At 43.5% G+C, this 24,150-nt stretch carries 18 protein-coding genes; 9 read left to right on the top strand and 9 right to left on the bottom strand.

The window, feature by feature from the left end; all coding sequences use genetic code 11:
* The first annotated feature begins 5 nt into the window (after positions 1-5).
* A complete protein-coding gene (locus LZG71_RS08060; RefSeq protein ID WP_233818834.1) occupies positions 6-1,811 on the top strand; it encodes a M61 family metallopeptidase in 1,806 nt (601 codons plus the stop codon).
* A 168-nt stretch (positions 1,812-1,979) separates the two neighbouring features.
* Positions 1,980-2,597, top strand: coding sequence for a hypothetical protein (locus LZG71_RS08065; RefSeq protein WP_233818836.1), 618 nt, complete (start codon positions 1,980-1,982; stop codon positions 2,595-2,597).
* A 130-nt stretch (positions 2,598-2,727) separates the two neighbouring features.
* Here the strand turns inward: LZG71_RS08065 and LZG71_RS08070 are convergent, their stop codons facing one another.
* Complete coding sequence (locus tag LZG71_RS08070) at positions 2,728-3,120, bottom strand: VOC family protein (RefSeq protein WP_233818838.1); 393 nt, start codon at positions 3,118-3,120, stop codon at positions 2,728-2,730.
* A gap of 338 nt (positions 3,121-3,458) precedes the next feature.
* On the opposite strand from LZG71_RS08070, the gene LZG71_RS08075 reads away from it, so the two are divergent.
* The 3 genes from LZG71_RS08075 to LZG71_RS08085 all read left to right on the top strand — a co-directional run bounded on the left by LZG71_RS08075 (position 3,459) and on the right by LZG71_RS08085 (position 7,525).
* The gene (locus LZG71_RS08075) at positions 3,459-5,822 is read left to right on the top strand and encodes a TonB-dependent receptor (protein WP_233818840.1); all 2,364 of its coding nucleotides are present in this window, start codon (positions 3,459-3,461) and stop codon (positions 5,820-5,822) included.
* 40 nt (positions 5,823-5,862) lie between these two features.
* A complete protein-coding gene (locus tag LZG71_RS08080; protein WP_233818842.1) occupies positions 5,863-6,792 on the top strand; it encodes a DUF4249 domain-containing protein in 930 nt (309 codons plus the stop codon).
* 142 nt (positions 6,793-6,934) lie between these two features.
* Positions 6,935-7,525: a hypothetical protein gene (locus LZG71_RS08085; protein WP_233818844.1), complete on the top strand. Its 591-nt coding sequence runs from the start codon at positions 6,935-6,937 to the stop codon at positions 7,523-7,525.
* Positions 7,526-7,611: 86 nt separating this feature from the next.
* Here LZG71_RS08085 and LZG71_RS08090 read toward each other — a convergent pair whose 3' ends face one another.
* From LZG71_RS08090 to LZG71_RS08105, 4 genes are read right to left on the bottom strand one after another with little or no spacing between them, the layout of a single operon-like run.
* Positions 7,612-7,782, bottom strand: coding sequence for a hypothetical protein (locus tag LZG71_RS08090; protein ID WP_233818845.1), 171 nt, complete (start codon positions 7,780-7,782; stop codon positions 7,612-7,614).
* Between the two features lie 4 nt (positions 7,783-7,786).
* Complete coding sequence (locus LZG71_RS08095) at positions 7,787-8,314, bottom strand: hypothetical protein (protein ID WP_233818847.1); 528 nt, start codon at positions 8,312-8,314, stop codon at positions 7,787-7,789.
* 33 nt (positions 8,315-8,347) lie between these two features.
* On the bottom strand, positions 8,348-9,031 hold the full coding sequence (locus tag LZG71_RS08100) for a LytTR family DNA-binding domain-containing protein (protein ID WP_233818849.1): 684 nt from the start codon (positions 9,029-9,031) through the stop codon (positions 8,348-8,350).
* 17 nt (positions 9,032-9,048) lie between these two features.
* Positions 9,049-9,765, bottom strand: coding sequence for a sensor histidine kinase (locus tag LZG71_RS08105; protein ID WP_233818851.1), 717 nt, complete (start codon positions 9,763-9,765; stop codon positions 9,049-9,051).
* A 708-nt stretch (positions 9,766-10,473) separates the two neighbouring features.
* Here LZG71_RS08105 and LZG71_RS08110 point away from each other — a divergent pair.
* Positions 10,474-10,710 (top strand): hypothetical protein, encoded by a 237-nt coding sequence (locus LZG71_RS08110; protein WP_233818853.1) that lies wholly within the window; start codon positions 10,474-10,476, stop codon positions 10,708-10,710.
* A 76-nt stretch (positions 10,711-10,786) separates the two neighbouring features.
* Here LZG71_RS08110 and LZG71_RS08115 read toward each other — a convergent pair whose 3' ends face one another.
* The 4 genes from LZG71_RS08115 to LZG71_RS08130 all read right to left on the bottom strand — a co-directional run bounded on the left by LZG71_RS08115 (position 10,787) and on the right by LZG71_RS08130 (position 17,414).
* Positions 10,787-12,388, bottom strand: a complete 1,602-nt coding sequence (locus LZG71_RS08115; RefSeq protein WP_233818855.1) for a RagB/SusD family nutrient uptake outer membrane protein — start codon at positions 12,386-12,388, stop codon at positions 10,787-10,789.
* Between the two features lie 22 nt (positions 12,389-12,410).
* Positions 12,411-15,884: a SusC/RagA family TonB-linked outer membrane protein gene (locus tag LZG71_RS08120; protein WP_233818857.1), complete on the bottom strand. Its 3,474-nt coding sequence runs from the start codon at positions 15,882-15,884 to the stop codon at positions 12,411-12,413.
* 677 nt (positions 15,885-16,561) lie between these two features.
* Entirely contained in the window at positions 16,562-16,999 is a 438-nt protein-coding gene (locus tag LZG71_RS08125; protein WP_233818859.1) for a DUF3299 domain-containing protein, read from the bottom strand.
* 10 nt (positions 17,000-17,009) lie between these two features.
* Positions 17,010-17,414: a hypothetical protein gene (locus LZG71_RS08130; RefSeq protein ID WP_233818861.1), complete on the bottom strand. Its 405-nt coding sequence runs from the start codon at positions 17,412-17,414 to the stop codon at positions 17,010-17,012.
* 79 nt (positions 17,415-17,493) lie between these two features.
* On the opposite strand from LZG71_RS08130, the gene LZG71_RS08135 reads away from it, so the two are divergent.
* The 3 genes from LZG71_RS08135 (at position 17,494) to LZG71_RS08145 (ending at position 24,149) form a co-directional block, all read left to right on the top strand.
* A complete protein-coding gene (locus tag LZG71_RS08135; RefSeq protein WP_233818863.1) occupies positions 17,494-18,054 on the top strand; it encodes a hypothetical protein in 561 nt (186 codons plus the stop codon).
* 93 nt (positions 18,055-18,147) lie between these two features.
* Positions 18,148-20,670 (top strand): PIG-L family deacetylase, encoded by a 2,523-nt coding sequence (locus tag LZG71_RS08140; RefSeq protein ID WP_233818865.1) that lies wholly within the window; start codon positions 18,148-18,150, stop codon positions 20,668-20,670.
* 419 nt (positions 20,671-21,089) lie between these two features.
* A complete protein-coding gene (locus tag LZG71_RS08145; RefSeq protein ID WP_233818867.1) occupies positions 21,090-24,149 on the top strand; it encodes a TonB-dependent receptor in 3,060 nt (1,019 codons plus the stop codon).
* Position 24,150 lies beyond the last annotated feature (1 nt).

The following is a 24,150-nucleotide window of genomic DNA, read 5'->3' on the forward strand; positions in this document are numbered from 1 at the left end:
CACCAATGACACCAAACCACCGCTCCAAAAGTTTTTTTACCACGCTTCTATTTTCTCTTTTAAGTTTTGCAGTATTCGGCGGGAAGGGCAGTACGGTAAAATTTACTGTGAGTATGGAAAATCCAGAGCAGCAAATTTTCCATGTGGTAATGGAGTTTGAAGCGAAGCAAACCTCAGATGCAGTTTTGAAAATGCCCATGTGGTCGCCGGGATATTATCAGCTCATGGATTATGCCGAAAAGCTCGATAATCTTGTCGCAACAGATGCAAATAACAAGATTTTGCAATGGGAGAAAAAAGGTAAAAACAGCTGGATTATCCGGAATGCAAAGTCAAAAAATATCCGTGTTGAATATGATATAAAAGCGGATCGCCAATTTGTAGCAAACAGCTTTCTGGATGAAGAACATGGATACATTGTGCCCACCAGTGTTTTCCTTCACCTGGACGGAGAAATAAAACGGGATGCAAAAGTGACGGTTAACCCTGCAAAAAACTGGGAAGATGTCGCAACTGGTCTGGACGTTGCAGATGCTTCCAAACACATCTTCACCGCCACTGATTTTGACGTCCTTTACGACAGCCCCATTTTGATAGGTAATCTGGAAGAGTTGCCTGCATTCGAAGTAAATGGTATTCCGCACCGTTTTATTGGATACAAGATAGGCGAATTCGATAGAGGGAAATTGATGCAGGACATCAAAAAGGTCGTTGAACAGGCTTCCGGTCTGATCGGTCATATTCCTTATAAACACTATACTTTTCTGGCGATAGGTCCGGGCAGAGGCGGTATTGAACATCTGAATTCCACCACGATCAGTTTTGAAGGTTCGGAGGTGAACAGCGAACAGGGACGCATTCGTATGCTTAGTTTTATCGCTCACGAATATTTTCATCACTACAACGTGAAACGGATAAGACCAATAGAATTGGGACCTTTCGACTATGACAAAGGCAATAAAACCAATATGCTCTGGGTGTCGGAAGGACTCACGGTTTACTACGAATACATCATCCTAAACCGTGGTGGAATGATGTCACGTGAGCAGGTTCTGGATACGTTTAAAGGCAGCATCAAATCGTATGAAACCCAGCCCGGACGTCTGTTTCAGTCACTTGCACAGGCTAGTGCCGAAACCTGGTCTGACGGTCCGTTTGGCAGGACGGAAGATGAGTTCAATAAAACGATTTCCTATTATGCCAAAGGGCCTGTTGTAGGATTGATTCTCGATTTCCTGATCAGACATGAGACGGGAAATAAAAAGTCGCTGGACGACGTGATGCGTACGCTTTACAACAAATATTATATCAAGGAAAACCGGGGTTTTACCGAAGCAGAATTGAAACAGGTTTGTGAAAACATAGCAGGCGTTTCCCTCAATGAATTCTTTGATTACATCTACACAACCCAAGAGCTCGATTACAAGAAATACTTCAATTATGCCGGTCTGGATATAGATATAAATCCAGTTGAAGTTCCGGGAGCATATCTTGGAATTAATACAAAAATGAACGGTGACAGTCTTGTGATTACATCCGTAGATTACGATTCGCCGGCATGGAAAGCGGGTGTGAGAAAGGGGGGCATTGTCCTAAACGTAAATGGAACTACGCCTTCTCAAAACAGTATAGGGGCCATTATTCCCGACAAAAAAGCCGGAGATATTCTGGTTCTTGATATACTTAAATCAGGTGTATCCAAACCAACAACAATTGCGCTGGGGACGAAATTGCAGCGATCATTCGACATCAAACCCGTGAAAAATCCAACGGAATTGCAGTCGGCGATTTTGAATAACTGGTGTAGGTAACCTGCCTGATTTCACGGAAGTGTGAGTGGCAGAAAAGTATATTTTTAATATATAATAAAATTTTATATAAAATTTAAATTAAAGCGCCAAAAAGTAATTGTAATTACCTAATATTACTACGAATAACGGACTATTTTCTGCTCACAACTTATTCGTTCCTGAATTCAATTGAAAAAGCTGCTCATCATCAATTTTACACTTTTGTTGTTGGTTATAGCCGCAATAATATTCCCTGATGTTTATATGTATGGTTTCTCATCCAGCAATTTGAGTTACAGTCTCACAAGAGAGGGATGGAAAATACTTGCTGGCGTTATCCTTTCAGGCGTGGTTACTTCTTTTCTTCTGGGGATTCCACGCATTGGAATGGGTGTATATTTAGTACGGGTGCTAAGAGCCAATTCATTAGTAACTTCTCTTTTTTTGATTTTTATCGTCTATCATGCCAGTGTGGCAGTATTGGAATTCCAAAAGCAGTATGAATCACTGGTCTTGGAATATAAAACTAAGGCCGAATCGGATATAAAGAATGGGATGATTGTTTACGAACACGGAGGAGGTATGGCAATACCTATGGATTCCTCTTCGGAATTAAGATATAAAAAGATGGATAGCATCAGGGCGATTTATGGAGTAGAATATAGGAATATATGTGTATCCTGGCCTGCATTTGAAAAAGCGCAATCCCGATATTACGCTTTTACCAAACCCTATCTTGATAAAAGAAATGGAATAGGTTGGGAGGAAAGAATGGAAAAACAAATATTGGAGATAAGTAATAACTAAAACTTAGAATTCTTTCACTCGTTATTATTTATCCCAACAGCAAGCCAGGCATAAGTTAACAAATAATAGCCCGGCAATCAGTGTCTTCAATTTGCAATACAGATTGCCGGGTTATGGATAAGGGCAGTTATCACGCTATCGCCGTACATATCTCTATCAGAAATCCATCCGGATCGCTGACATAAGCTACTGTTTGCCCCCAGGGTTTTGTCTTTGGTTTTTCTACAAGTGTTGCTCCTGCTTTAAGAGCATTGTACACGGTGTTTTCTACATCGTCCGTCACAAATCCGATTTCCATTCCAAATGGCTGCCTATCAACAGAACTTTCAATAAAACCTTTCGAGAGATTGGACTTGGCAAGATCCACAGAAGCAAAAGCCAGCGAAGTTACACCAGTTACCAGTTCTGCGTAATCGTTATCGGGTGTCACAAATTTTCTTTCAAATCCGAACGCCTGTTCGTAAAAAGTTATGGTGCTTGTTACATCGCGTACATAGAGTATCGTGTATGAGAATTTAATCATGGCTTTTGGTTTTAAAATGAAGAATCACGTCGCTTTTGGCTGACAAATGTAATCGTTGCTTTATTAACAACACCAGATGTGATGGCCTAAACATATTTTTAATTTCACATCCGTACAACCATTCCGGAAAGTGAAGGCTCTTTGTGTTAAATCTGTACTGAAAGCGGCGAACAAAGAGCGAAACCAGGTGCAAACTTCTACTCTAAAAGTCTAATAGAACATTGTAGATAAATATATTAATATTTTATATCGGTTACATACCATGGAATTGACTTGCCCGTTCTTAGAAAAACCAACTTTTATTTATGCGTAATACTCTCCCTTTGTTAGTGTTTTTCATGTTAGTTTCAGTTTGCATCCATGGGCAGGACCGTGTTACCATCAGCGGTTTTGTGAGGGAAAAGGGGAGCAGAGAACTGCTTCCTGGCGTGAATGTCTACATCGAAAATTCCAATTATGGTACCGTCAGCAATACCTACGGGTTTTATTCACTCACCATTCCTCCATCCGATTCGATAACCATTTCCTTTTCCTTTGTGGGTTATGACCGGCAAAATATCAGAGTTTCCACGAAGGAAAGCAGAGAATTGAGTCTGGAATTGGCGGCCGTGAACCAATTGGAAGAGGTGACGGTAAAAGGCAATCGGCAAAATGAGAAGGTGAGTGAGTCTGCTCAGATGAGCCAGATTGAAGTACCCATTTCGCAAATCAAAAAGATTCCTGCATTTTTTGGGGAAAAGGATGTCATCAGGGTTTTACAGCTCATGCCGGGGGTACAAAAAGGAACCGAGGGACAAACCGGATTGTATGTTCGTGGCGGTGGACCCGATCAGAACCTGATCATCCTGGATGATGCCGTTGTGTATAATGCCAGTCATCTTTTCGGCTTTTTCTCCGTTTTTAATGGCGACGCTTTAAAGAGTGTCGAGTTGACCAAAGGTGGTTTTCCTGCCCGTTATGGTGGCAGACTTTCTTCCGTTGTAGAAATGAATATGAAGGAGGGTAGTAAAGAAAAACTACACGGCGAAGGTGGAATCGGGCTGATTTCGTCGCGTCTCACGCTGGAAGGCCCATTGGCAAAGAAAAAATCTTCTTTCCTTATCTCCGGCAGAAGAACTTATATTGATGTGCTGGCAGCTCCGCTGATCGCCCAGCAACAAACCAGTTATAGCAGCAAGGTGAAACCTGGCTACTATTTTTATGATCTCAATGCAAAGGTGAACTACGATTTTGGGCCAAAAAATAAAGTTTACCTGAGCGGATATTTTGGTCGTGATAAATTTCAGGTGAAAGAAACCGACAAACAAAGCGTAATGAAATCCGGGCTGAATTGGGGCAACGCCACGGCAACTTTACGCTGGAATCATCTGATCAGTCAAAAGCTGTTCGTGAACACATCGTTTATATACAGCCGTTTTAATTTTAACATTTTCTCTGAGGAAAAAGAACTTGCAACAGGGAATAAATCGGATGATTTTAGTTTGAAATACAACAGTTTGATCCGTGATCTGAGCCTTAAAACGGATTTTGATTTTTATCCAAATCCGAAACATGCTATAAGGTTCGGAGCGCAGGTAACCTCACACCGCTTTGTCCCTTCGGCTCTTGCGCTAGCCGGTGAATTTTCTTTTGATGATATTGAAATTCAGGCAAAACCGATTCACTCTACGGAGGCGGGTATTTATCTGGAAGATACTTACCAACCTTTTGAAGCCCTTAAAATGAATGCTGGATTCAGACTGAGTGCTTTCCAGACTCCCGCAAAAACTTATATCAGACCAGAGCCCCGATTCTCGGCAGCCCTGAAATTGGCCAAAGATTTTTCTGTAAAAGCTTCGTATGCCAAAATGAACCAATATGTGCATTTGCTGAGCAATACAGGATTAGGATTACCCACCGATCTTTGGGTGCCGACAACGAACCGGATCGCTCCGCAGCAGTCGAGCCAGGTCGCTGTTGGACTTGCCAAGGATTTGCCCAAGCCCGGTTTGGCGGTAACCCTGGAAGGTTATTACAAACACATGAACAACATCATCAGCTACAAAGAAGGCTCGTCGTTTATTAGTCTGGATGGTGCAAATGCGAACGAATTGAATTGGGAAGACAACGTGACGGCTGGCAAAGGCTGGTCGTACGGTGCCGAATTTATGGTTCAGAAAAAAACGGGAAAATTGTCGGGGTGGATCGGATATACACTTTCCTGGACGCAATGGAAGTTTCCGGAACTGAATTTTGGTGAAACCTTTTACCCTCGTTATGATCGCCGGAACGATCTTTCCATTGTCGGGATTTATGACATCAGCAAACGCATTACTTTATCAGCAACCTGGGTTTATGGTACCGGAAACGCCCTTACCTTACCCGTTGCCAAGTTCAGCACTTTCCGGGAACGCTATATGCCCGGCGGTTCGGATTATTACTACAATAATGGAAACACTACGACAGAGTACGGGAAAAAGAATTCTTTTCGTGCCGAGGCTTACCACCGAATGGACGTAGCCATTCAGTTTCATAAAAAGAAAAAGTGGGGAGAAAGAACTTGGGAATTCGGACTTTACAACGCCTACAATCGTAAGAATCCGTTCTTTTATAATATTGATAATAAGGAAGATAAAAACAATCCGAATGTGAGGGTGAATGTCCTGACGCGGTATTCGCTGTTTCCGGTACTGCCTTCATTTAGCTACAATTTCAAGTTTTAATCGGATTAAAACTTCTTCCAACAGATTTAACTTTAATAGAATGAATAAGATATTATATTTTCTGATTTGCTCATTGCTGCTTTGCAGTTGCGAAAGTATGGTCAACGATCTTGATCAGGACAAACTTCCGAAGACTGAATCCAAACTTGTGGTGGAGTGCTACATATCGCCACAATCAGAGATCATCATGGTTCAGCTTACGGAATCTCAACCACTTTTTGGACCTTCAACCTATGTTCCGGTCTATATTGCAAATGCAACCGTTACCTTGTCTGGAGAAAATGGAGCCATTGTGATTCCCTATGTCGATTCGACCTTTACATATCGGATCAGCAGCGATAAGTTTAAAATAGAAGCCGGCAAAAAGTACAATCTGGTGGTGACGGATGGCGCACGGACAGTGAGGGCAAGCTGTATTGTTCCATTGAAAAAAGCCGAGATCAAAAGTTATGCGATTGACACCGTTTTTGGTTACAGGTATGACGGCGACACGGTTGCAAGAATAAAAATGTCGTGGTATGATATAAAAGGAGAATCGAATTATTATACCCTTCGGGGCTATGCAGAAACCGAGCTCACCGCCCCGTATTATGACAGCGAGACAGGAGGTAGCAAGCCACAACGGGTAGCTTCAAAAACAATGCTGGATTACACGCATCAGGATTTTTTGGTGAGCGATACCAATCTTGATGGAATCACTTTTGAGGCACCCGCTTATTATGTACAGCTGCCAACCAAATTCAGCTTCCCTTACAAAGACCAGATGATTTATTCTGACCCTCGTTTTAAAGCGGTGCAGTTCGAAATACTGAATCTGGACGAGCACTATTATCGTTTTTACAAGTCGTTGAAAGACCATGGCAACGCAGACAATCCGTTTGTGGAACCAGCATTGGTATATACCAACATTGAAGGAGGTTTAGGCTGTTTCGCGTCCTACAATGCTGGAATTTATCTGGTAAAACCTTGAAATGAAAAAGCTTGTAGAATGGGAATATGCTTGTAGTGAACAGGCTAAGAGAATTTGTGACAGAGCGTAAAAAAAATCTTATAGAAAAAAGTGTCCTTTTGTATAATATTGCCGTCCATAGAATATCACAAAAACACTTGTTATGAAAAATTACTTATTCTCCTTTGCATTGGTATTAGGTTTCCTCGCTTTTTCTGCCGGATCATTCGCTCAGGGACTGTCGGTTGAAAGCTTGCTGGATAAAGCGGTTTCCCTTTCCACGAAAGGAGACAAAACCGGTACAGCAGAAGCATTGACGCAGAGCTCCGCAGCTTTGGAAAAGGAGGCAAACAGCTCCGGCGGCGATCTTAAATCAAAATTGCTGGGTCAGGCTGGAAATCTTAAATCCCTGATACCGTTGGCGTCTACTGGTAAACTTTCATCCGGCATATTGGGAAAAGCGGTGAATGCTGTGAAGATGCTTCTTGGAGCTAACAGAATCAGCAGTTTACTGGGAAAAGGTGAATCCGGATTGTTGGGAAATGCTGCCAGTCTTACAAGCAATTTGGGACTGATCAAGGCTGGGTCTTCCATTCTCGGCGCAAGTTCTCAAAGCCAGTTGGGCGGTTTGCTTGGTGAAGCTACAAAAAGCGTAGCAGGACTTAACAAAGGTGGTGTTGCCGGAAAGGTGGCTGCCGCTGCTGCAAACAAACAGCTTGGTGGAATAGTTAAGCTGGTAGGTTCAGCGCTCTAATCAGCGACTGGATTTAGTCAGAAATTTCAGGGGTTGTTTTCGTTGAAGGCAACCCCTGAAATTTTACTTTGGGGATTGAACCCGTTTTAAACTTGGGGCTCGGAAACAGGCTTAGTGTTAGATTTCAGTGATTCCAAATGTTTACGTTTTTCTTTGTCAATACGAATAAAATCGCTGATTGCCTCTTTTTGCTCTACTGTTAAAGGTTTGCCGTTTATTTCAAAATCGACACCTTTTGGTTCTTTGATATATCCCATCTGATCAATTTTTAAAGTACTTGTCAACAAGAATGCTGGCTGTGATCGTGTTAATCATCATTAATTGCCCTCCGAATGGAATTGCATTCAAGGTCTTAATATAATGCTCCATGAGCCTGGTTTTAGCTGTAAAAGAAACGTACCCATCAAAACCTTGTCGAAATGAGACCTTACATGCAAAGGCAACCAGATTTCCTGCAACACCTTCATACAATTTATTTTGCCCAAGATTAAAAGGTGCGTTTTCTAACAAGTCCATATAGACATGGTCCTCATTAATTGTAAAACTTATCAGGCCTTGAATTATGTTAGGGTTATTGACAATCGTAATCTTATAAACTTCTTTTGTGCTGTCGTCTAATTCTTTCTTCCAATTAAATTTCCAACCATTCTTTTTGCTAATTTGTTTTACGTCTGTCCTTGTTAACCTTGAAACTTCGGTTTGAAAACTATCGCCAGATATGACGTTTCTGATTGAATTTGTCAGAAAGTCAACCTCAAAATCGAGCTGTCTGTTTTTTAATTTGTTCACCTTACGAATTTACAAAAAATCAACCACAACTGGTTAAAAATTCAACATCCCCGCAACCTCCTCCGCATACATATTTCCAACAGGAACAACGTACGTTCCCAGATGCAATTGCTGTTTTTCGATCTTCGTGACTTTGTCTTTGGCAATGATAAATGAACGGTGAACACGTACAAAACCTGGCTGAGGCAACATGGCAAGCGTTTCGGCCATGGTGAGCCGGGTTAATATCTTTCTGTCGGGCAGTGCGAATGTCATATAGTTTCCAGCACTTTCGACAAACAGGATCTCCTGCGGATCTACACGAATTTTTTCATATCCTGATTTAAGGAAAAGAGGGGCAGATTGCCTGGTTGTGGCTTGCAGTTCAAGTATTGATTTTGCTTTCTCGCAAGCTTTTTGAAATCGTTCGGATGAAAATGGTTTAAGCAAATAATCGATTGCTTCCAGTTCGTAACTTTTAACAGCATGCTCGGAGTACGCCGTTGTGAAAATGACAAGTGGCTTTTGCGTCAGCAATTGGTAGAATTCTATTCCTGAAATATCGGGCATTTTTATATCCAGAAACAAAAGATCAACCTGCTGTTTGTCAAGATAATCCTTTGCTTCAAACGCATTGACAAACACAGCCTGTAAGTTCAGAAACGGCACTTTTTGTACTAGTGACCTGATGATTTCAAGTGCAACAGGTTCGTCGTCAATGGCAATGGCATTTATCATATTATTTCGCGGATTGCTTAAAGAAACATCGTCATGTGAACAAAATACTCCGTTTGGGACTGCCGGATGGTCAGTTCATGTTTGCCTGCATAGAGCAATTGCAGCCGTTGTTTTACATTTTCAAGTCCAATCCCTCCTTGAAATCGCTCCGTATCCGTTTCCCGTTTTGGGTGCAGACTGTTATAAATGTCAAAGTCCAGCCTATCCGCCTCGCAATGCAGGGAAATGGTGATCCAGGAACGATTCTGCAAACTTACGCCATGTTTAAATGCATTTTCAACAAAAGGAATTAATAACATGGGAGCAATGGTTTGGTGATAGGGATTTTCGGGCAAATTGACTTCCACATGGATTTGATCGGAATTTACAATTCGCAGTTTTTGCAGATAAATATAGTCTTTGAGATAATCAATTTCACGAGCTACCGGAATAGCGTCAAGCGTATTTTCATGTAACATAAACCGCATCATATCTCCCAATTTCTGTATTCCTTCACTCGTGCGGTTCGCATTTTCCTGTATCGCTGTGCCATATAGCGTATTGAGCACATTAAATAGAAAGTGGGGATTGATCTGAGAACGAAGGAATTGTAAGTCGGCAGATGATTTACCCAGGTCAGTTTTTAATGATAGGAGTTCTGTTTGTTTGAGGTGTTGGGAAAAGGAAAAATGAGATGAAATCAGAGCGACTGCGAGACAGAATAAATTAATTGCGATATAACTTCCAACACTCATGTCTTGCCAGGTTGTAAGCCATAATATGTAAAAGAAAGTGAAGGCGATTAAAATTGTAGAGCTAATAAGAAAATAATAGGTCTGTTTTTTTACTTTTCCCAAATGATAATCAGGTAAGAACTGAAATCGATTAAGAAAGTAAGTTATTCCTGCACACGGGATGGCTGAAATAAATATTGTGGCGAATTGATCCCTGATGTATCCTGTTAAAGAGCTGAGTAATATCCCAAGTAGAGTTAGCCATATTACACAGGCTACAGTCAATTGAAAAAACATATTTTCTTTTTCCGATCGAGTGTTTGAAACGGAATTTAGAAGGCCGTATTTAAGTATGTTATAAGCCGCAAGTATTCCAGTAATCCAGAGCATTGAGGGAAACATGCTCATAAGACTGTCAGGAAAGGGAATTGTATGCTGATTTCTGATTTGGTTGGTAATCGTAAACACAGCAAGAAGCAGGACAAGGATCCCGGTAGACTGGAAAGCTATGTTGCTCCATTTTTTTAAAGGAAAATTTCTGAAAATTATAACATTGTTTATAACTAAAAATGAAAAGTATAGGCTGAGCGAGTTTAGTAGACTCGGCCATACATGAAAAATTATATATTCTGGCGTAGGACTGTAAGTACTTAGCATATTCATGTAAATGAAAAACACTAAGAACGCAGTCGCAATCCAGAATTCGAGTCGGTTTAGTTTCATTTTTGTATGTTTTTTTACAATGTTAATCTTGCCAAAAACATTAAAAAAATACCTGTGACAGAAACCGGAAATGGTGTGACGGATTTTTCCCCGGCAATTTTTCAACCGTCCGGGATCAAGGTGAAGTCTAATTTGGATGAATATGATATTGCATTAACGAGCGTGAGTATTCGCCAAAATATTTTGCCACAAAGTCTCGAAGACACAAAGGTGTTAACATTCAATGTCAGGGTGCTTCATTAAAGCAAAAAGCCAACAGCTATCCACTGTTGACTTTTTACTGTAAAACTCAAAACTATTAACTTAAAACTGCGAAGCGCTAATTCTGAACAGCAAGTGGATTATACAAAATCTCGCTTTCAGGAATTTGCAAGGTCATATTTGCAACCGGATAAACAACCTTTACCATATGATTTTGAGAGCTGTTACGATCAACCGGAATGTTCCATCGTTTGTTGTTGTAAAACTCTCGACCGCCTTCTCCCCAAAGCTCAATACGGGTCTGGAGTTGAACCATTTGCAGTGTTGTAAGTCCGGCCATGGAAGGATAAGTGTCAACGGTAAGCGGGGTGGCTCCTGTTTTGGTACGGGCTGCGAGCAATTTATTCAGCGTGGCTTTGGCTCCTGCTTCGTTGGCAAGTTGTGCCTGTGCCTCTGCTTTCATTAAAAGCACTTCTGAGGTCCGCATGTAATAACAGGTTACAGTTCCGACTTCGTTTTTGTTCACACTGCCAATACCGTGCGTAGCAGCAAACTTCAGATTGGTGTATTTTGGTATAAAAGCAACTGTTTTGTCAACAGGGTAAGTGTAGTCGCCGAAGTCTTCTGCCATGAAATTGTCCTTGCGATAATCGTTCGCTGGCATTTTCTCATAAAGTCTGTTGTCGATTCTTTTATACGCCCGAAATCTACCACCATTTCCTTCACCAAATGGATTGGTATAAACGTTATGAAATGTCTTCGCCTGTCCCACCGGAAAACCCAGTATTACCTCAGGGTTGGAAGCGTTGTTGAGGAAACCGTTGGATTCCGGCAAATAGATAGGATCTTTAGCAGTTCCGGTGTTGGTTCCTCCATACTGGCCCTGGCTCATCAGGCGGGGGTAGGCATCCAGAATATTATCTGCGGCTGTAACAGCCGTGTTCCAGTCACCCGTCCAGACGGAAACTTTGGCAAGCAGAAAATTAGCCACACCAAGATCAATATCCGTAATGTCGGCTGTGTGCCCTGTCTTGGAGTCGATCAGCAACTGGATTGCCATGGTGAGGTCTTTCTTTATAAACGTGTAAGTTTCCGCGGATGTAGCCCGCGGCTTGCTTGGTTGAGTAGGAGAAAACTTCTCGTACAGCATCACCCCTAGTTTGTCTTTTCCGCCTTGCAGGTAGGCATCCTGGTAATTCTCCATCAGGTAATTATAACCGTAGGCGCGTACAACGAGGCCACGTGCTTTGCAGTTCTTCAGAAACTCATTACTCCCAACGATTTCATCGGTCAGGAAATTGAGCATTTTATTGGCCTGGTTAATGCAGTTCCATGCATAATTCCAGTACACCATGTTTTTGTTGGAGGCTGTGGATGTGAAGTTGTCCATGCCGTATTCTGGTGCACCCCATAATGCACTCAATCCCAGAACATCGCCCAAAACGACATCATTTCCTTCCAGATTTCTCATCACGTCGAGCCCCTGGTTGCTGCTGTACATATCTGCACTACCGGTACCTGCAATGCCGCCGAAGTTGAATTGCTGCGGCATGGCATTGGCCATACTTCCCATTACGAGTTTGATGGATTCTGCATTACCGGAAGCAAGTAATTTTTGTATTTGTTCGTCGGTGATGTTGTTTGGAGGTGTGATCTCCAACTTGTCCGAACATGCGCTGAATATGGCTGTTGCCACGAGAGCTAAAATATATTTTTTCATCTTGTGATTACTTTAAAGGTTCTTAGAAAGTAAGGTTAATTCCCATTGAGACCGTACTCATGTAAGGATAGCCGTAGGCGCCCACTTCAAGGCCGCCCACCAGCGACATCCGCGGATCATAACCAGAGTGTCCTGTGATCATCGCGATGTTATCCGCCGATGCAAACACACGGAAATTGCTCGCCTTGATTCTCGACAGTAATGATGCAGGCAGGTTGTAGCCAATCGAGAGGTTTTTTATGTTCAGGTATGACGCACTGAACAGACCCATGTCCGTATACAGCCAGCTTCCGAATGTGGAGCCGTTGGTGTAAGGAGCGCCGGTTCCGTAAAATGCCATAGGGAATTTGGCATTCGGGTTTTCCGGTGTCCAGGTGTTGCCGATCAGCTCCGCAGACAGTGCGCTTCCGATACTTCCGTTGGTATAAAGGCCGTTGGCATACTCTACACTCATGAATTTTCCACCCAGCTGATAAGCAAGAATGGCCGAGAAATCGAATTGTTTGTAGCGGAAGGAAGTTGTGAATCCACCGATCCATTTTGGCAACGCGCTACCCATTTCGTAGCGACTTGCCAGAGAATAATCTGTGGTTTTGATGTCATCACCAACCTTCGTATCTCCGAATTTTCCGGAAGTATGATCTGCCTCTGTTACACGGTGATGAAACAATGGAAGCCCTGTTTTATTATCAACACCGCCATATTTGAAAAAATACAGGTTGTAATAGTCTTTTCCGACGCCGCGCAAATAGGCAGTTTCAGTTGTAGAACCTCCACCGTTGGCAGCCCAACCATCAACGCCCGCAGTCCAGTTACCGTTCAGCTCTTTGGAACCAATACCGGCCGGTACTTTCGTGAGGATAGTGGTGTAATGTGTTCCGTTAAGCCCGACGGTCCAGTTAATATTTTTGCTCTTGATGATGTCAACATTCACCTCCACTTCAATACCACGGTTGCGTAAACCTGCTGAGTTTTTGGTCAGTGTGCCTTGTCCCAGAGAAATCGCAATAGGTTGATTGTAAACCGAGTTGATTGTGTGTTTGTTGTACCAGTCAACAGAACCGTGAACGCGGTTAAACATCGTAAAGTCTACACCAACGTCAAAAGTTCTTGTGTTTTCCCAGCTCAGTCCGTCATTTACGAACGCTCCCTGTGTAAGGGTATATGATGCCGGTATACCCGTACCCGATGTGGCGGATGTGTAAACCGCTCCATACGACCACAACTGGTATCCTGAGTAGTTTCCAATTCCACTCTGGTTACCAATCAAGCCATAACTTGAACGTATCTTCATATCATTCAGCCATGATTTGGTACCTTTCATGAAGTTCTCGGCACTTAGTCTCCATCCACCACCGACAGACCAGAATGTTCCCCAGCGGTTGTTTGAATACTTGAATTTGGATGAACCATCACGGCGAACGGAAGCTTCCAGGTAGTATTTTTCATCATAAATGTAACTTGCCCGACCAAAATAACTCTCCATTGCTGTTTTGATCATGTTGCCACCCGGTGCCGGGAAGGTGCCTCCGGTGTAACGTCCTACGAAATTGGCATAAGCCGGAAAGCCGTCTATCAGTCCGTATGCCGCATTGTAGTTCATGTTTTCGAGGTTGTATTCGTAGTATTCGTGACCTGCCATTCCGGTCACCGCATGTTTTCCGTAGGTATGTCCCCAGTTCAGTAATTGCTGCGCATCCAGAATCGAGACGTTCTGATAGGTCTTTCCAAATGCCCCACCGGTTGATACATAAGGTCCCGTTCCGGAATTTCCATAGCGTGTTCTGGTTTCCGAGAATCGGTCATATGAGATGTTGGTTGTGAGACTGAAATCCTTCAAAAAGTTAAAAGTAGCATAACCTTTCAGGTTCAGGTCATTGGACGCACGGGTATCAATATCGTCGTCCAGCAGTTTGATCAGATTGGCTTCGGAGGTTGGTATCTTTGTCAAACCCAGTGGAGAGTAGGTATCTCCTGCTTTCACATGAACCATGTCTGATCCATCCGGATTCTTCTTGATGTTCCCTTTATCATCCCTGGCAAACAAAGAAATCAAAGGACTCTGTCCATTGATCCAGCGGAATACGTTTGCCGTTGTTGAACCCGGGTTTCGTCCAAACCGTGTTGCGGGCGATTGGGTGTTTCTATTGGTATACCCAATGTTTGCGCCCACTTTCAGCCAATCATACAATTGTGCATTCACGTTGGAACGTACATTGTAACGTGCAAATTTGGAACCACGGATATATGACGGATCTTCCAGATAACCCAATGAAGTGAAGTAATCAATCTTATCTGTTCCTCCGCTGGCTGTCAGGTTGTATTCCTGGCGCAGCTTTTTTTCCAGAAAGAAATCGTCATAACTTCCCGCAGGGTATAGCTCTCTCGCATTCGGGTTTAGCTTTCCGTCAGGGTTCACCAGATACGCTCCCGACATGGTCGCACTTGCCGATACACCGCTTCCTGTGGTGGTGTATACCGCTCCCGGAACGTCATATAACATCCAGTTACCAAGCAAATTGGATTGAAAGTTTGTGGTAGATCCGGTATAATCAAACAAATGTGCACTCGCAAACTGGGCCGCTGCATCATGTGACATATTCGGGTTTTGCAGGTTGGTGCTGGAAGTATTATTGGTAGAAGGCGTACCCGCTACACCATAACGAACCGAGTTGTATATCGCCTGCCAGGCGTATTCGTATATGTCTTTGGAATTGGTGATTTTGTCAAATTTAAGAGCACCGGCATAATTCACTCCCCAGCGTCCTTCAAACCCTATCCTTGCCTTGCCTTTTGTGCCTCTTTTGGTGGTTACCAGCACCACACCATTAGCACCCCTTGACCCATATACGGCAGTGGAGGCGGCGTCTTTCAGCACACTGATGCTCGCAATGTCTTTGGGACTGATGGAAGATAGTGCGTTCTCATGTTCTGCCGGCACGCCGTCAATTACAATAAGTGCGTTTGAACTGTTTTGGCTCGTAGATCCTGCACCTCTCAGCCTTATTCCCATATCCAGACCGGGCTGACCGTCCACTGCTGAAACCTGTAATCCTGGCACTACACCTTCGAGCGCCCTGGTTACTGTGGAGTTGGCCTGTACAGCAATGGTTTTGGAATCTACCGTGCTTACTGCGCCCGTAAGGTCTTTTTTCTTGCTGGTTCCATAAGCAACTACCACAACTTCATCCAGTTGCTTGTCGTCCGCCGCCATGGTTACATTAAATATCCTCTTACTACCTGTAGTCATTTCCTGCGAAGCATAACCTACGAATGAAAAAACCAGAATTGAATTGTTGCCAGGGACATTGGGAATTTCAAAATTTCCATCCTGGTTGGTTGTGGTGCCCGTAGTGGTTCCTTTCACAACTATACTAACACCCGGCAGAGAGCCGCCGTTTACATCGGTAACTTTCCCGGAAACAGGGATTTGCGCATATGCTCCCAGGCTAAGCAGCATACAACACAGAAGGAACAATGGTATTTTTCTTTTCATGGTAATCGAATTTTAAAGGTAGGTGGATATTGATAAAAAAGTGAGGGAACGTACCCGCTTTTGCAGCGAGGTTCGCAAGGTGAACAAAGGTTTGATCTCTACATGGCGTGGCGTCTGTTTAAGGTGAATGGTTTAACAGAAACTGTGTGTGTCAGGAATTACGGTCTTTTTATAAATATCTTTAAATGAGTAGTTTATGTTTCCGGTAGCGTTAACGGAAATAAAGCCGGATATAACGTTTTCTGGGGTGTCGAATTAACCTTGGTAAACGATTAGCTTGCTGAACAGGCACGCTTAAAAAGAGCAGATCAGATGCGATAGAGATCACTGACGGTTCGTGGTAATTCATGAGCTGGCAGGGTTATATATGTAACTGTTTTGTTAATAAAGTAGAGAAGAAAATTGACTATCGTTTCTAATTGCCAATTGAAAAATTATCGCTACTTACTTTTTAAATACCACTTTCTGAGGAAAATGGGCCTTTATAAACTTTTTTTATAATCTATTCAGGATAATGTTGCTGGATCGAAAATACTTGAGTCAAAGCAGCAAAGTGCAAACGCGGTTTTAATGTAGAAAAAATATTTGAAAATCTGTACCGTATCAGAGTTTTTTTGATGAACGGAAAAGGGGAGGTGGTTTACGGTGTGGAAGAGGAAGTTTGTAAGGACGTCGTTTCAATCCACTACAGCATCCTTCAAAATGTAATTCAAATGCTCCACATCGGTGGGGTTAAGGTAAAGTCTGCCTCTAACAATTCTTACGTCATCTGTTTTGAAACGCTGCTTTTTGTTCCGCAGCTGCAATTCTATAATCGATTCTGGTCCTGCACCTCCGCAGAAAAAACACATGGTCATAGGTTGGGCAGAGATCACATAAATGTTGTTTTCTTCATCCACCGGAATCATATAACCTTTGATCTGAATCTCTTTTCCACGCAGCGCAGTCACCGACGGTCCAAAAGTTGGATAAAGGAAGTACATGCTCAGCTCATTGTTCAGCTTTCTGGTGAACTCTACATCGGTGAGCCGTTTCCAGTTAATTGCAATGGGAGAAACTTCTGATGCTGCCAGCGTTCCCGAAAGTACCAGCAAGGCAAGTGTAATTGTTTTCATTTTAAAAGTTCTATTGAGCCTGGCTCAGGTTCTTCAAAGCGCCTTCCAACTCCTGTATTGCTTCTTTTCCGTTTTTCTGATATTCCAGCATTGATTCTTCGGTCATGGCCGGTGCTGCTTTGTGCTCATGATGGGCACCATGGCTGTGCGCGTGCTCAAAGCCCGGAACCTCTACCAAGCCGGTTTCCCAGAGTTCTATAAGGTTGTGCAGGCTGTCGAGCGTTTTTAAACGTGAAAGATCCTTTTCTTTTGCCAACATCAGGTTGAGTTTCTTTTCAAGATTTTCATGAATTTCAACCGATTCAAGATGCAGCTGATTGGCTTCTGCGAGCAGTTCACTCTTTTCAGAATTGCCGGAACAGGCTTGCAGCATAGCGAAGAAGGAAAGGAGTAAAAGGCTTTGAATTGTTTTCATTACGGATGAACTTGTTTATTTGCAACAATGTTGCAAATAAACAAAAAATGATTGAGCCACAGAAATTTTTATTGAGTATATGACCTTTAAATCTGTTTATTCGTTGCCTATTTCTTTATTTTTCAGTGTGTTACATATTGGATGCTGCATATTGCCTTTGTTCTCTGCCGCGGCCGGTACTTTGCCATACTTTAACATATTTACTCGTTACAAATCCATTTTTACGGTTATACAGCTTTTGTTGCTGGTGTATTTGTTTACCGTTCTGGCAAAATATTACATGGGCAAGAAATCTTTTCACAATCAGACCGAGCGTATAGTCATGCACCTCAGTTTGGTTATCGTCGTGGTTGGTTTGTTCATTGGTTACTTCGAACCTTTCAAATCCGAAAATCAGCGGATTGCGGAGCAACAGTTTGCTTTTTTCAAAAACCACCGTAGGTTGGAAATTACCTTTCTGAATGAGTACGATCCGAACAGATTGGAGCAGGAAGTTAGAGCGATATCGGGCGTGAAGCCGGGAAGGGTCACAGCCGAACCGACCTCCGTAGTGCTCACTTATCGGAGTGACCAAACGACGAGGAAAGTCATTTTGGAACATCTGGAAAGTAAAGGCTACAAGGTTCAGGAAAAGCAATAACATTCATTTTTGATAAAAATGCTTGCTTTCATATTTTCCTTGTTTACCTTTACATTATATAATCTATATATTTAGTAGATTAAGTTAAAACCAATGATCACTCGTGAAATCATGCATTTTAATTTTCCACCCTTATTGCTTTATGGTCTTACCTTGATTTTCGCTGTCAGCCACGTGAGTTCTTACGGTCAGCAACCTTCACGACCATCTTCTGCCAAAATATTTCAGAGCATAAAAAAGCTGAATGTATTGGGCAACGTACTTTATTTCGGTGCGCATCCCGACGATGAAAATCCTACTTTCATCGCTTACATGGCAAATGAAAAGTTGTACAACACAGCTTATTTCTCGTTGACAAGAGGTGATGGTGGTCAGAATATGATCGGAACGGAAGTGAAGGAAAATCTGGGGATAATCCGCACACAAGAGCTGCTTCAGGCAAGAAGGATTGATGGCGGGCAGCAGTTCTTTTCACGGGCGGTTGATTTTGGTTTTTCCAAAAGTGCAGAGGAGGTATTTACGATTTGGGACAAAGAAAAACTGCTCGAAGATGCCGTTTGGGTGATCCGGAAATTCAGACCTGATGTGATCGTAACCCGTTTTCCTCCCGACGAACGCGCCGGACATGGACATCATATTGCTTCGGCTATTCTGGCGGAAGAGGCATTTGATGCAGCGGCAGATCCTGCCCGTTTTCCTCAGCAACTGAAGTATGTGAATGCCTGGAAAACGAAACGATTGGTTTGGAACGCCGGCATGTGGTGGAACCAGAGACGTGATGCGGTGGATAAAAACGACGAGGCGGATTGTATCAAACTGGATGTAGGAATTTATAATGCATTACTGGGCAAATCTTATGGTGAAATAGCCGCCGAAAGCCGTAGTCAGCACAGGACGCAGGGTTTTGGGACGGTAGGATTCAGGGGGAACCTGATAGAATATTTCAAACATGTTAAAGGAGAAAAGGCATCAGCCGACTTGCTCGACGGTGTGAACACAACCTGGAACCGCGAAAAGGGTTATGAAAAAATAAGTGCATTGTTTACCAAAGCAGCCGCTGAATATGATTTCGCACAGCCTCACAAGGTTGTCAGTCTGCTTTTTGAGGCAAAAGAAAAACTTGAACGTCTCCCGGATGGTTACTGGAAAAACGTCAAACTGGCAGAACTGGACAAGGTCATCACCGACGCACTCGGTCTTTATTTTGAAGTTACCACTTCCGAATCAGCCTATACCCCAGGAGAAACAGCCAAAATAAGCGTAGAAGCTATCAATCGATCCTCTGTGAATGTTGTGATTGATAAAATCAAATTGCCATTTCAGAGGCCTGACTCGGTTGTGAAAATTGCACTACATCAGGATCAGAAGGTGGAATTTGCCTCAGAATTGATTATCCCCGCAAGCTCAGCTTACTCGCAGCCCTATTGGCTGCGGGAGGTGGGAAGTCTGGGTATGTATGGAGGTATTTCGCAGACTGAGGTTGGTCTGGCGCAAAATCCTCCGGTTGCACAATTTGGTTTCGGCCTGATAATTGACGGAAAACCTTTTCATATCAAGGCTGATGTAATCTATCAAAAGTCAGATCCGATACTTGGTGAAATTTACCAGCCACTGGCGGTAACGCCGCCGGTTTTTACATCCATTAATGAAAAGGTATATCTGTTTGACCAGCATAAAAGCAAAAAAGTAAGCGTTTCTGTCAAGTCAGGAAAGCAGAATGTCAGCGGACAGGTTTCGCTTAAAACACCGGCAGGCTGGCGCGTATTTCCGCAATCAGCGGCGTATAATTTGGCAATAAAAGGCGCAGAACAAAACATTGATTTTGAACTTTTCCCACCAGATAGTGCCAGCGAAGGTGAGATATATGCCGTTGCGACATTTGCCGGTCAGGACTATAACAGAAGTCTGGCCGTAATCTGCCATTCGCACATTCCTACACAGTTGCAATTTCCGGTAGCAAAAGCGCGGGTTGTCAAAACGGAGATCCTTAGAAAAGGCGATCTGATCGGTTATGTGAAAGGAGCTGGCGACTTGGTTCCTGCCAGTTTGCAGCAAATCGGCTATCAGGTCTCTCTTCTTGAAGATCAGGATATCACTGCTGAAAATCTTGAAAAGTTTGATGCAGTCATTCTGGGTGTTCGGGCTTATAACATTCTTGAAAGATTGAAGGTAACCAATTCGGTGTTGCTCAAATACGTCGAAAACGGTGGCAATCTGATCGTACAATACAATTCAGACGAAGGTTTGTTACTCAAAGATTTTGGCCCGTATCCATTCACAGTGTCCAAAAACCGCGTGACAGTGGAAGCGGCGGAAGTACGTTTTGTTAATCCCGAATGCCAGGTTTTGAATTATCCCAACAAAATCACCGAAAAGGATTTCGAAGGCTGGGTACAGGAACGCAGTTTGTATCAACCTGCAAGCTGGTCGGACAAATATGAGACCGTGATTTCGTGCAACGACCCCGGCAGCGAGGTGCTGGACAGCGGAATTCTGGTGGCCCGTTATGGCAAAGGAAATTATGTTTACACCACATTGAGCTGGTTTCGTCAGCTTCCAGCTGGTGTGCCGGGAGCATATCGCATGTTCTCAAATTTGATTTCTCTGGGGAAATAGGTGCTAACGGATCATTGGCATCTAAATAGACTTTAATTGTATTTCGTATATAGTATAGCGTTTGTTTTGTTTTCTGTAAAGTAAATCTTCTCTTCATTTCAATTTATAGTAGTTATGTATCTGTAAATCAATTTTTTTTTAAAAAAGTCAATTATGTATTTGGCATTTCTAAAAATATAACTTTACTTTGTCTATTAGTTAAGTAGAGTTATTAATCAATGTTATAAAACTTCCTGAATCACCCATGAACCAACTTTTGCTTTTCACCTGCTGTCTTCGCTGTTGTTGCTGATCTTTTCATTCAGAACATCCAATCTTTGTACTAAATAAAAAAACCGCCCTGCCGGTTTCCGATCTCGAACATCGGAGTGGCAGGACGGAAGCTGATCTAATCGTCCAAAATTAAATCTGACAAATGTATGTATTTTACTCCTAAGGAGTCAATGTCCGTTTTGCGGATAATGGCACCTGTCAAACAGATTGTTCTTGCTTTTCTGCTCCTTACAATCTTTTCCACGCTTAAAGTTAATGCAGGGGAGCTCATCTCACTGAAAGGGAAAGTGACTGATGCTGCTGGTGAAGGCATTCCTGGCGTGAGTATTCAGGTAAAAGGTACCCTGCGCGGCACACTCACCAATGCCGACGGGAATTTTGAAATCAATGTAGACCAACCCGGTGCTTTACTGGTGGTTTCCTATGTAGGTTATGTAACTCAGGAGGTTCGTACCAACAAACAAAGCTCTTTAAACATCCGCCTGGTAGCTGACCAAAAACAACTGAACGAGGTTATTGTGGTTGGTTACGGAACACAGGAAAGAAAAAATCTGATCGGTTCCATCAGCAAGGTGGATCCCACGGATGTAAAAAGTATCCCCGCGGGAAGTTTTGATGCGCAATTGCAAGGTAAAGTTCCAGGTGTTCAAATCACATCCAATACCGGCGTTCCGGGCGAAACGGTTACTGTTCGTGTACGTGGAGCCACTTCTATTAACGCAGATAATGATCCTCTGTACGTTGTGGACGGCGTTTTTATCAATAGCAGTAGTTTGCAAACGGTTGGAACGGGAGGCAAGGCAACATCGCCCATTGCCGACATCAATCCGGCGGATATTGAAAGTCTGGAAATATTAAAAGATGCCGAAGCAACTGCCTTATACGGTTCACGCGGAGCGAATGGTGTGATTCTGATTACCACCAAACGCGGAAAATTCAACCAGAAAGCCAAGGTCAATCTGAACGTATCGCAAGGTGTGGCCAAGGCTGCCAAACTCTGGGAGCTTACAACCGGTCCTGAGCATGCGCAGCTTGTAAATGAATGGTGGATCAACACCGGGAAAGACACACCTTCGCTAAACCGCACGACCGCCAATCGCCCGTTTCGTCCTGTATCAGAGGGTGGCCGTGGCTTGCCGGAAGAGCAGCAGACTTACGACAGGCTTGGACAGGTTTTCAGGACGGCGAGTCTTAAAAACTATGATCTTTCTGTTTCCGGTGGAACGGCCACGACCAAGTACTACCTCGGTGGTGGTTATAACAGTCAGGAGTCCATTCTCAGACCGATTGATTTCAACCGTGCGAGTTTGAAGTTTAATCTGGATCAGAAAATCTCTGACAAAGTTCAGGTGGGTATCAGCAACACATTTTCGAGAACTTTCCGCAACCAGGCAAGGGCGGGAGATGGTCCGGCGGGAGGGTTGCTTCAGGCAGCTTTGCATACGCCGACTTATTTGTCACCCTATAATGAGCAGGGTGTGTTGGTGGGAAGAGCCGGATTTGATAACGTGGATCTGCTCCTTGAAAACTATGATGTGAAAGCGGTGAGTTTAAGGTATATCGGTAACCTTTATGCCGAAGCGGACATCCTTCCCAATCTGAAATTCCGTACAAGCTGGGGGTTGGATTTTAACAACTACGACGAAAATGAATATTGGAATACTTTCCTGATTTCAGGAAGCCCCGATGGACTGGCAACGGCAAGTAACGGACAAGCCACCACCTGGATCAACGAGCAAACTTTGTCGTACCGGAAGAAATTCGGCACCAAACATACACTTGGCATACTGGTCGGAAATACGGTTCAAAGTAACGTTTCTACCGGAACTTCGTCTACGGGAAGAGGGTTTGCAAACAACTCTTTCAAGTTGGTTTCGTCCGCTGCTACCACGACAGGTTCATCCAGCTGGTCAAAAAGTAACCTTTCGTCTTTCTTTTCAAGAATTGATTACAACTACGGAGGACGGTATCTGATCGATTTCAGTATCCGCGCCGACGGTTCTTCGAGTTTTGGAGCAGACAATCGTTGGGGCTATTTCCCATCTGTGGGTGGAGCATGGCGCGTGAAGCAGGAAAATTTTCTGAAAGATGTGAGTTTCCTGAGCGATCTTAAAATCAGAGCGAGTTATGGTACAACCGGTAATCAGAACGGTCTGGGCAGTTTCGCGGCTTTGGGCTTATGGAGCGGCGGCTCGTCGTATCAGGGTGGCGCGGGTATTGCTCCCCAGCAACTAGCCAATCCAAACCTGAAATGGGAACGGACCAATCAGTTTAATATCGGAGCTGATGTTTCCTTCTTTGCCGAAAGATTAGGTCTTGAATTCAACGTTTACCAGAAAAATACCAGCAACGGATTACTTTCTCTTGCTTTGCCCGGCACAACCGGCTTTGCGAACTACCGAAGCAACGCAGCTGAAATAAGCAATAAGGGTTTTGAACTGGCCATCCATTCTGTCAATTTTCAGGGGAAAAGTTTTACCTGGAATACCAGTTTTAATGTATCCAGAAACATCAATAAAATTGAAAAACTGGAAAATCCGCTGGAATACGGAAGCCGGAGTCTGATCCTGCAACAGCAAGGTTCGCCGCTTTATTCATTCTGGGTTTACAAGCAGCTCTATGTTGATCCGCAAACGGGAAATACAGTTTACGAAGACGTGAACGGAGATGGAAAAATCACCATTGCCGACCGTCAGATTGTAGGAAGCATCTGGCCAAAGTTCTTTGGCGGACTGACCAACAGTTTCACATTCAAAGGATTTGACGCCAACGCATTTCTTGCATTCTCATACGGAAACAAGGTTTACAACCACAACAAGTTTTTTGGAGAAGGCGGCGGAGCTCGTGATGCAGCCCGTATCATTTTCGCAAGCAACAACGATCGCTGGCAAAACCCGGGAGACATCACCGACGTGCCTCGTCCCGACGGCGTGAACGTGAACAACTACCGCGATGGTGGTAGCCGCTGGCTGGAAGATGGTTCGTTTTTACGCCTGCGTTCCTTCACACTTGGCTACACCGTACCGGTTCGCAAGATCTCCGCACTGAGACTTTACGTAACAGGAAGCAACCTTTTCACGATCACCAAATACACCGGACTTGATCCTGAGTCGAGTTCGAGCAGCGGGCATAACGAACAGGGCATTGACCTTGGTACACCTCCGCAGCCACGCAGTGTTCAGGTTGGGATCAACATCACTTTGTAAT

Source organism: Dyadobacter sp. CY312, from assembly GCF_021390535.1.
GTDB lineage: Bacteria > Bacteroidota > Bacteroidia > Cytophagales > Spirosomataceae > Dyadobacter.

Excerpts from the sequence above, each read along its gene's own strand:
- LZG71_RS08060 (WP_233818834.1), top strand. The coding sequence starts at position 6 with ATGACACCAAACCACCGCTCCAAAAGTTTTTTTACCACGCTTCTATTT.
- LZG71_RS08070 (WP_233818838.1), bottom strand. The coding sequence starts at position 3,120 with ATGATTAAATTCTCATACACGATACTCTATGTACGCGATGTAACAAGC.
- LZG71_RS08075 (WP_233818840.1), top strand. The coding sequence starts at position 3,459 with ATGTTAGTTTCAGTTTGCATCCATGGGCAGGACCGTGTTACCATCAGC.
- LZG71_RS08080 (WP_233818842.1), top strand. The coding sequence starts at position 5,863 with ATGAATAAGATATTATATTTTCTGATTTGCTCATTGCTGCTTTGCAGT.
- LZG71_RS08085 (WP_233818844.1), top strand. The coding sequence starts at position 6,935 with ATGAAAAATTACTTATTCTCCTTTGCATTGGTATTAGGTTTCCTCGCT.
- LZG71_RS08090 (WP_233818845.1), bottom strand. The coding sequence starts at position 7,782 with ATGGGATATATCAAAGAACCAAAAGGTGTCGATTTTGAAATAAACGGC.
- LZG71_RS08100 (WP_233818849.1), bottom strand. The coding sequence starts at position 9,031 with ATGATAAATGCCATTGCCATTGACGACGAACCTGTTGCACTTGAAATC.
- LZG71_RS08105 (WP_233818851.1), bottom strand. The coding sequence starts at position 9,765 with ATGAGTGTTGGAAGTTATATCGCAATTAATTTATTCTGTCTCGCAGTC.
- LZG71_RS08110 (WP_233818853.1), top strand. The coding sequence starts at position 10,474 with ATGTTTTTTTACAATGTTAATCTTGCCAAAAACATTAAAAAAATACCT.
- LZG71_RS08115 (WP_233818855.1), bottom strand. The coding sequence starts at position 12,388 with ATGAAAAAATATATTTTAGCTCTCGTGGCAACAGCCATATTCAGCGCA.
- LZG71_RS08120 (WP_233818857.1), bottom strand. The coding sequence starts at position 15,884 with ATGAAAAGAAAAATACCATTGTTCCTTCTGTGTTGTATGCTGCTTAGC.
- LZG71_RS08125 (WP_233818859.1), bottom strand. The coding sequence starts at position 16,999 with ATGAAAACAATTACACTTGCCTTGCTGGTACTTTCGGGAACGCTGGCA.
- LZG71_RS08130 (WP_233818861.1), bottom strand. The coding sequence starts at position 17,414 with ATGAAAACAATTCAAAGCCTTTTACTCCTTTCCTTCTTCGCTATGCTG.
- LZG71_RS08135 (WP_233818863.1), top strand. The coding sequence starts at position 17,494 with ATGACCTTTAAATCTGTTTATTCGTTGCCTATTTCTTTATTTTTCAGT.
- LZG71_RS08140 (WP_233818865.1), top strand. The coding sequence starts at position 18,148 with ATGATCACTCGTGAAATCATGCATTTTAATTTTCCACCCTTATTGCTT.
- LZG71_RS08145 (WP_233818867.1), top strand. The coding sequence starts at position 21,090 with ATGTATTTTACTCCTAAGGAGTCAATGTCCGTTTTGCGGATAATGGCA.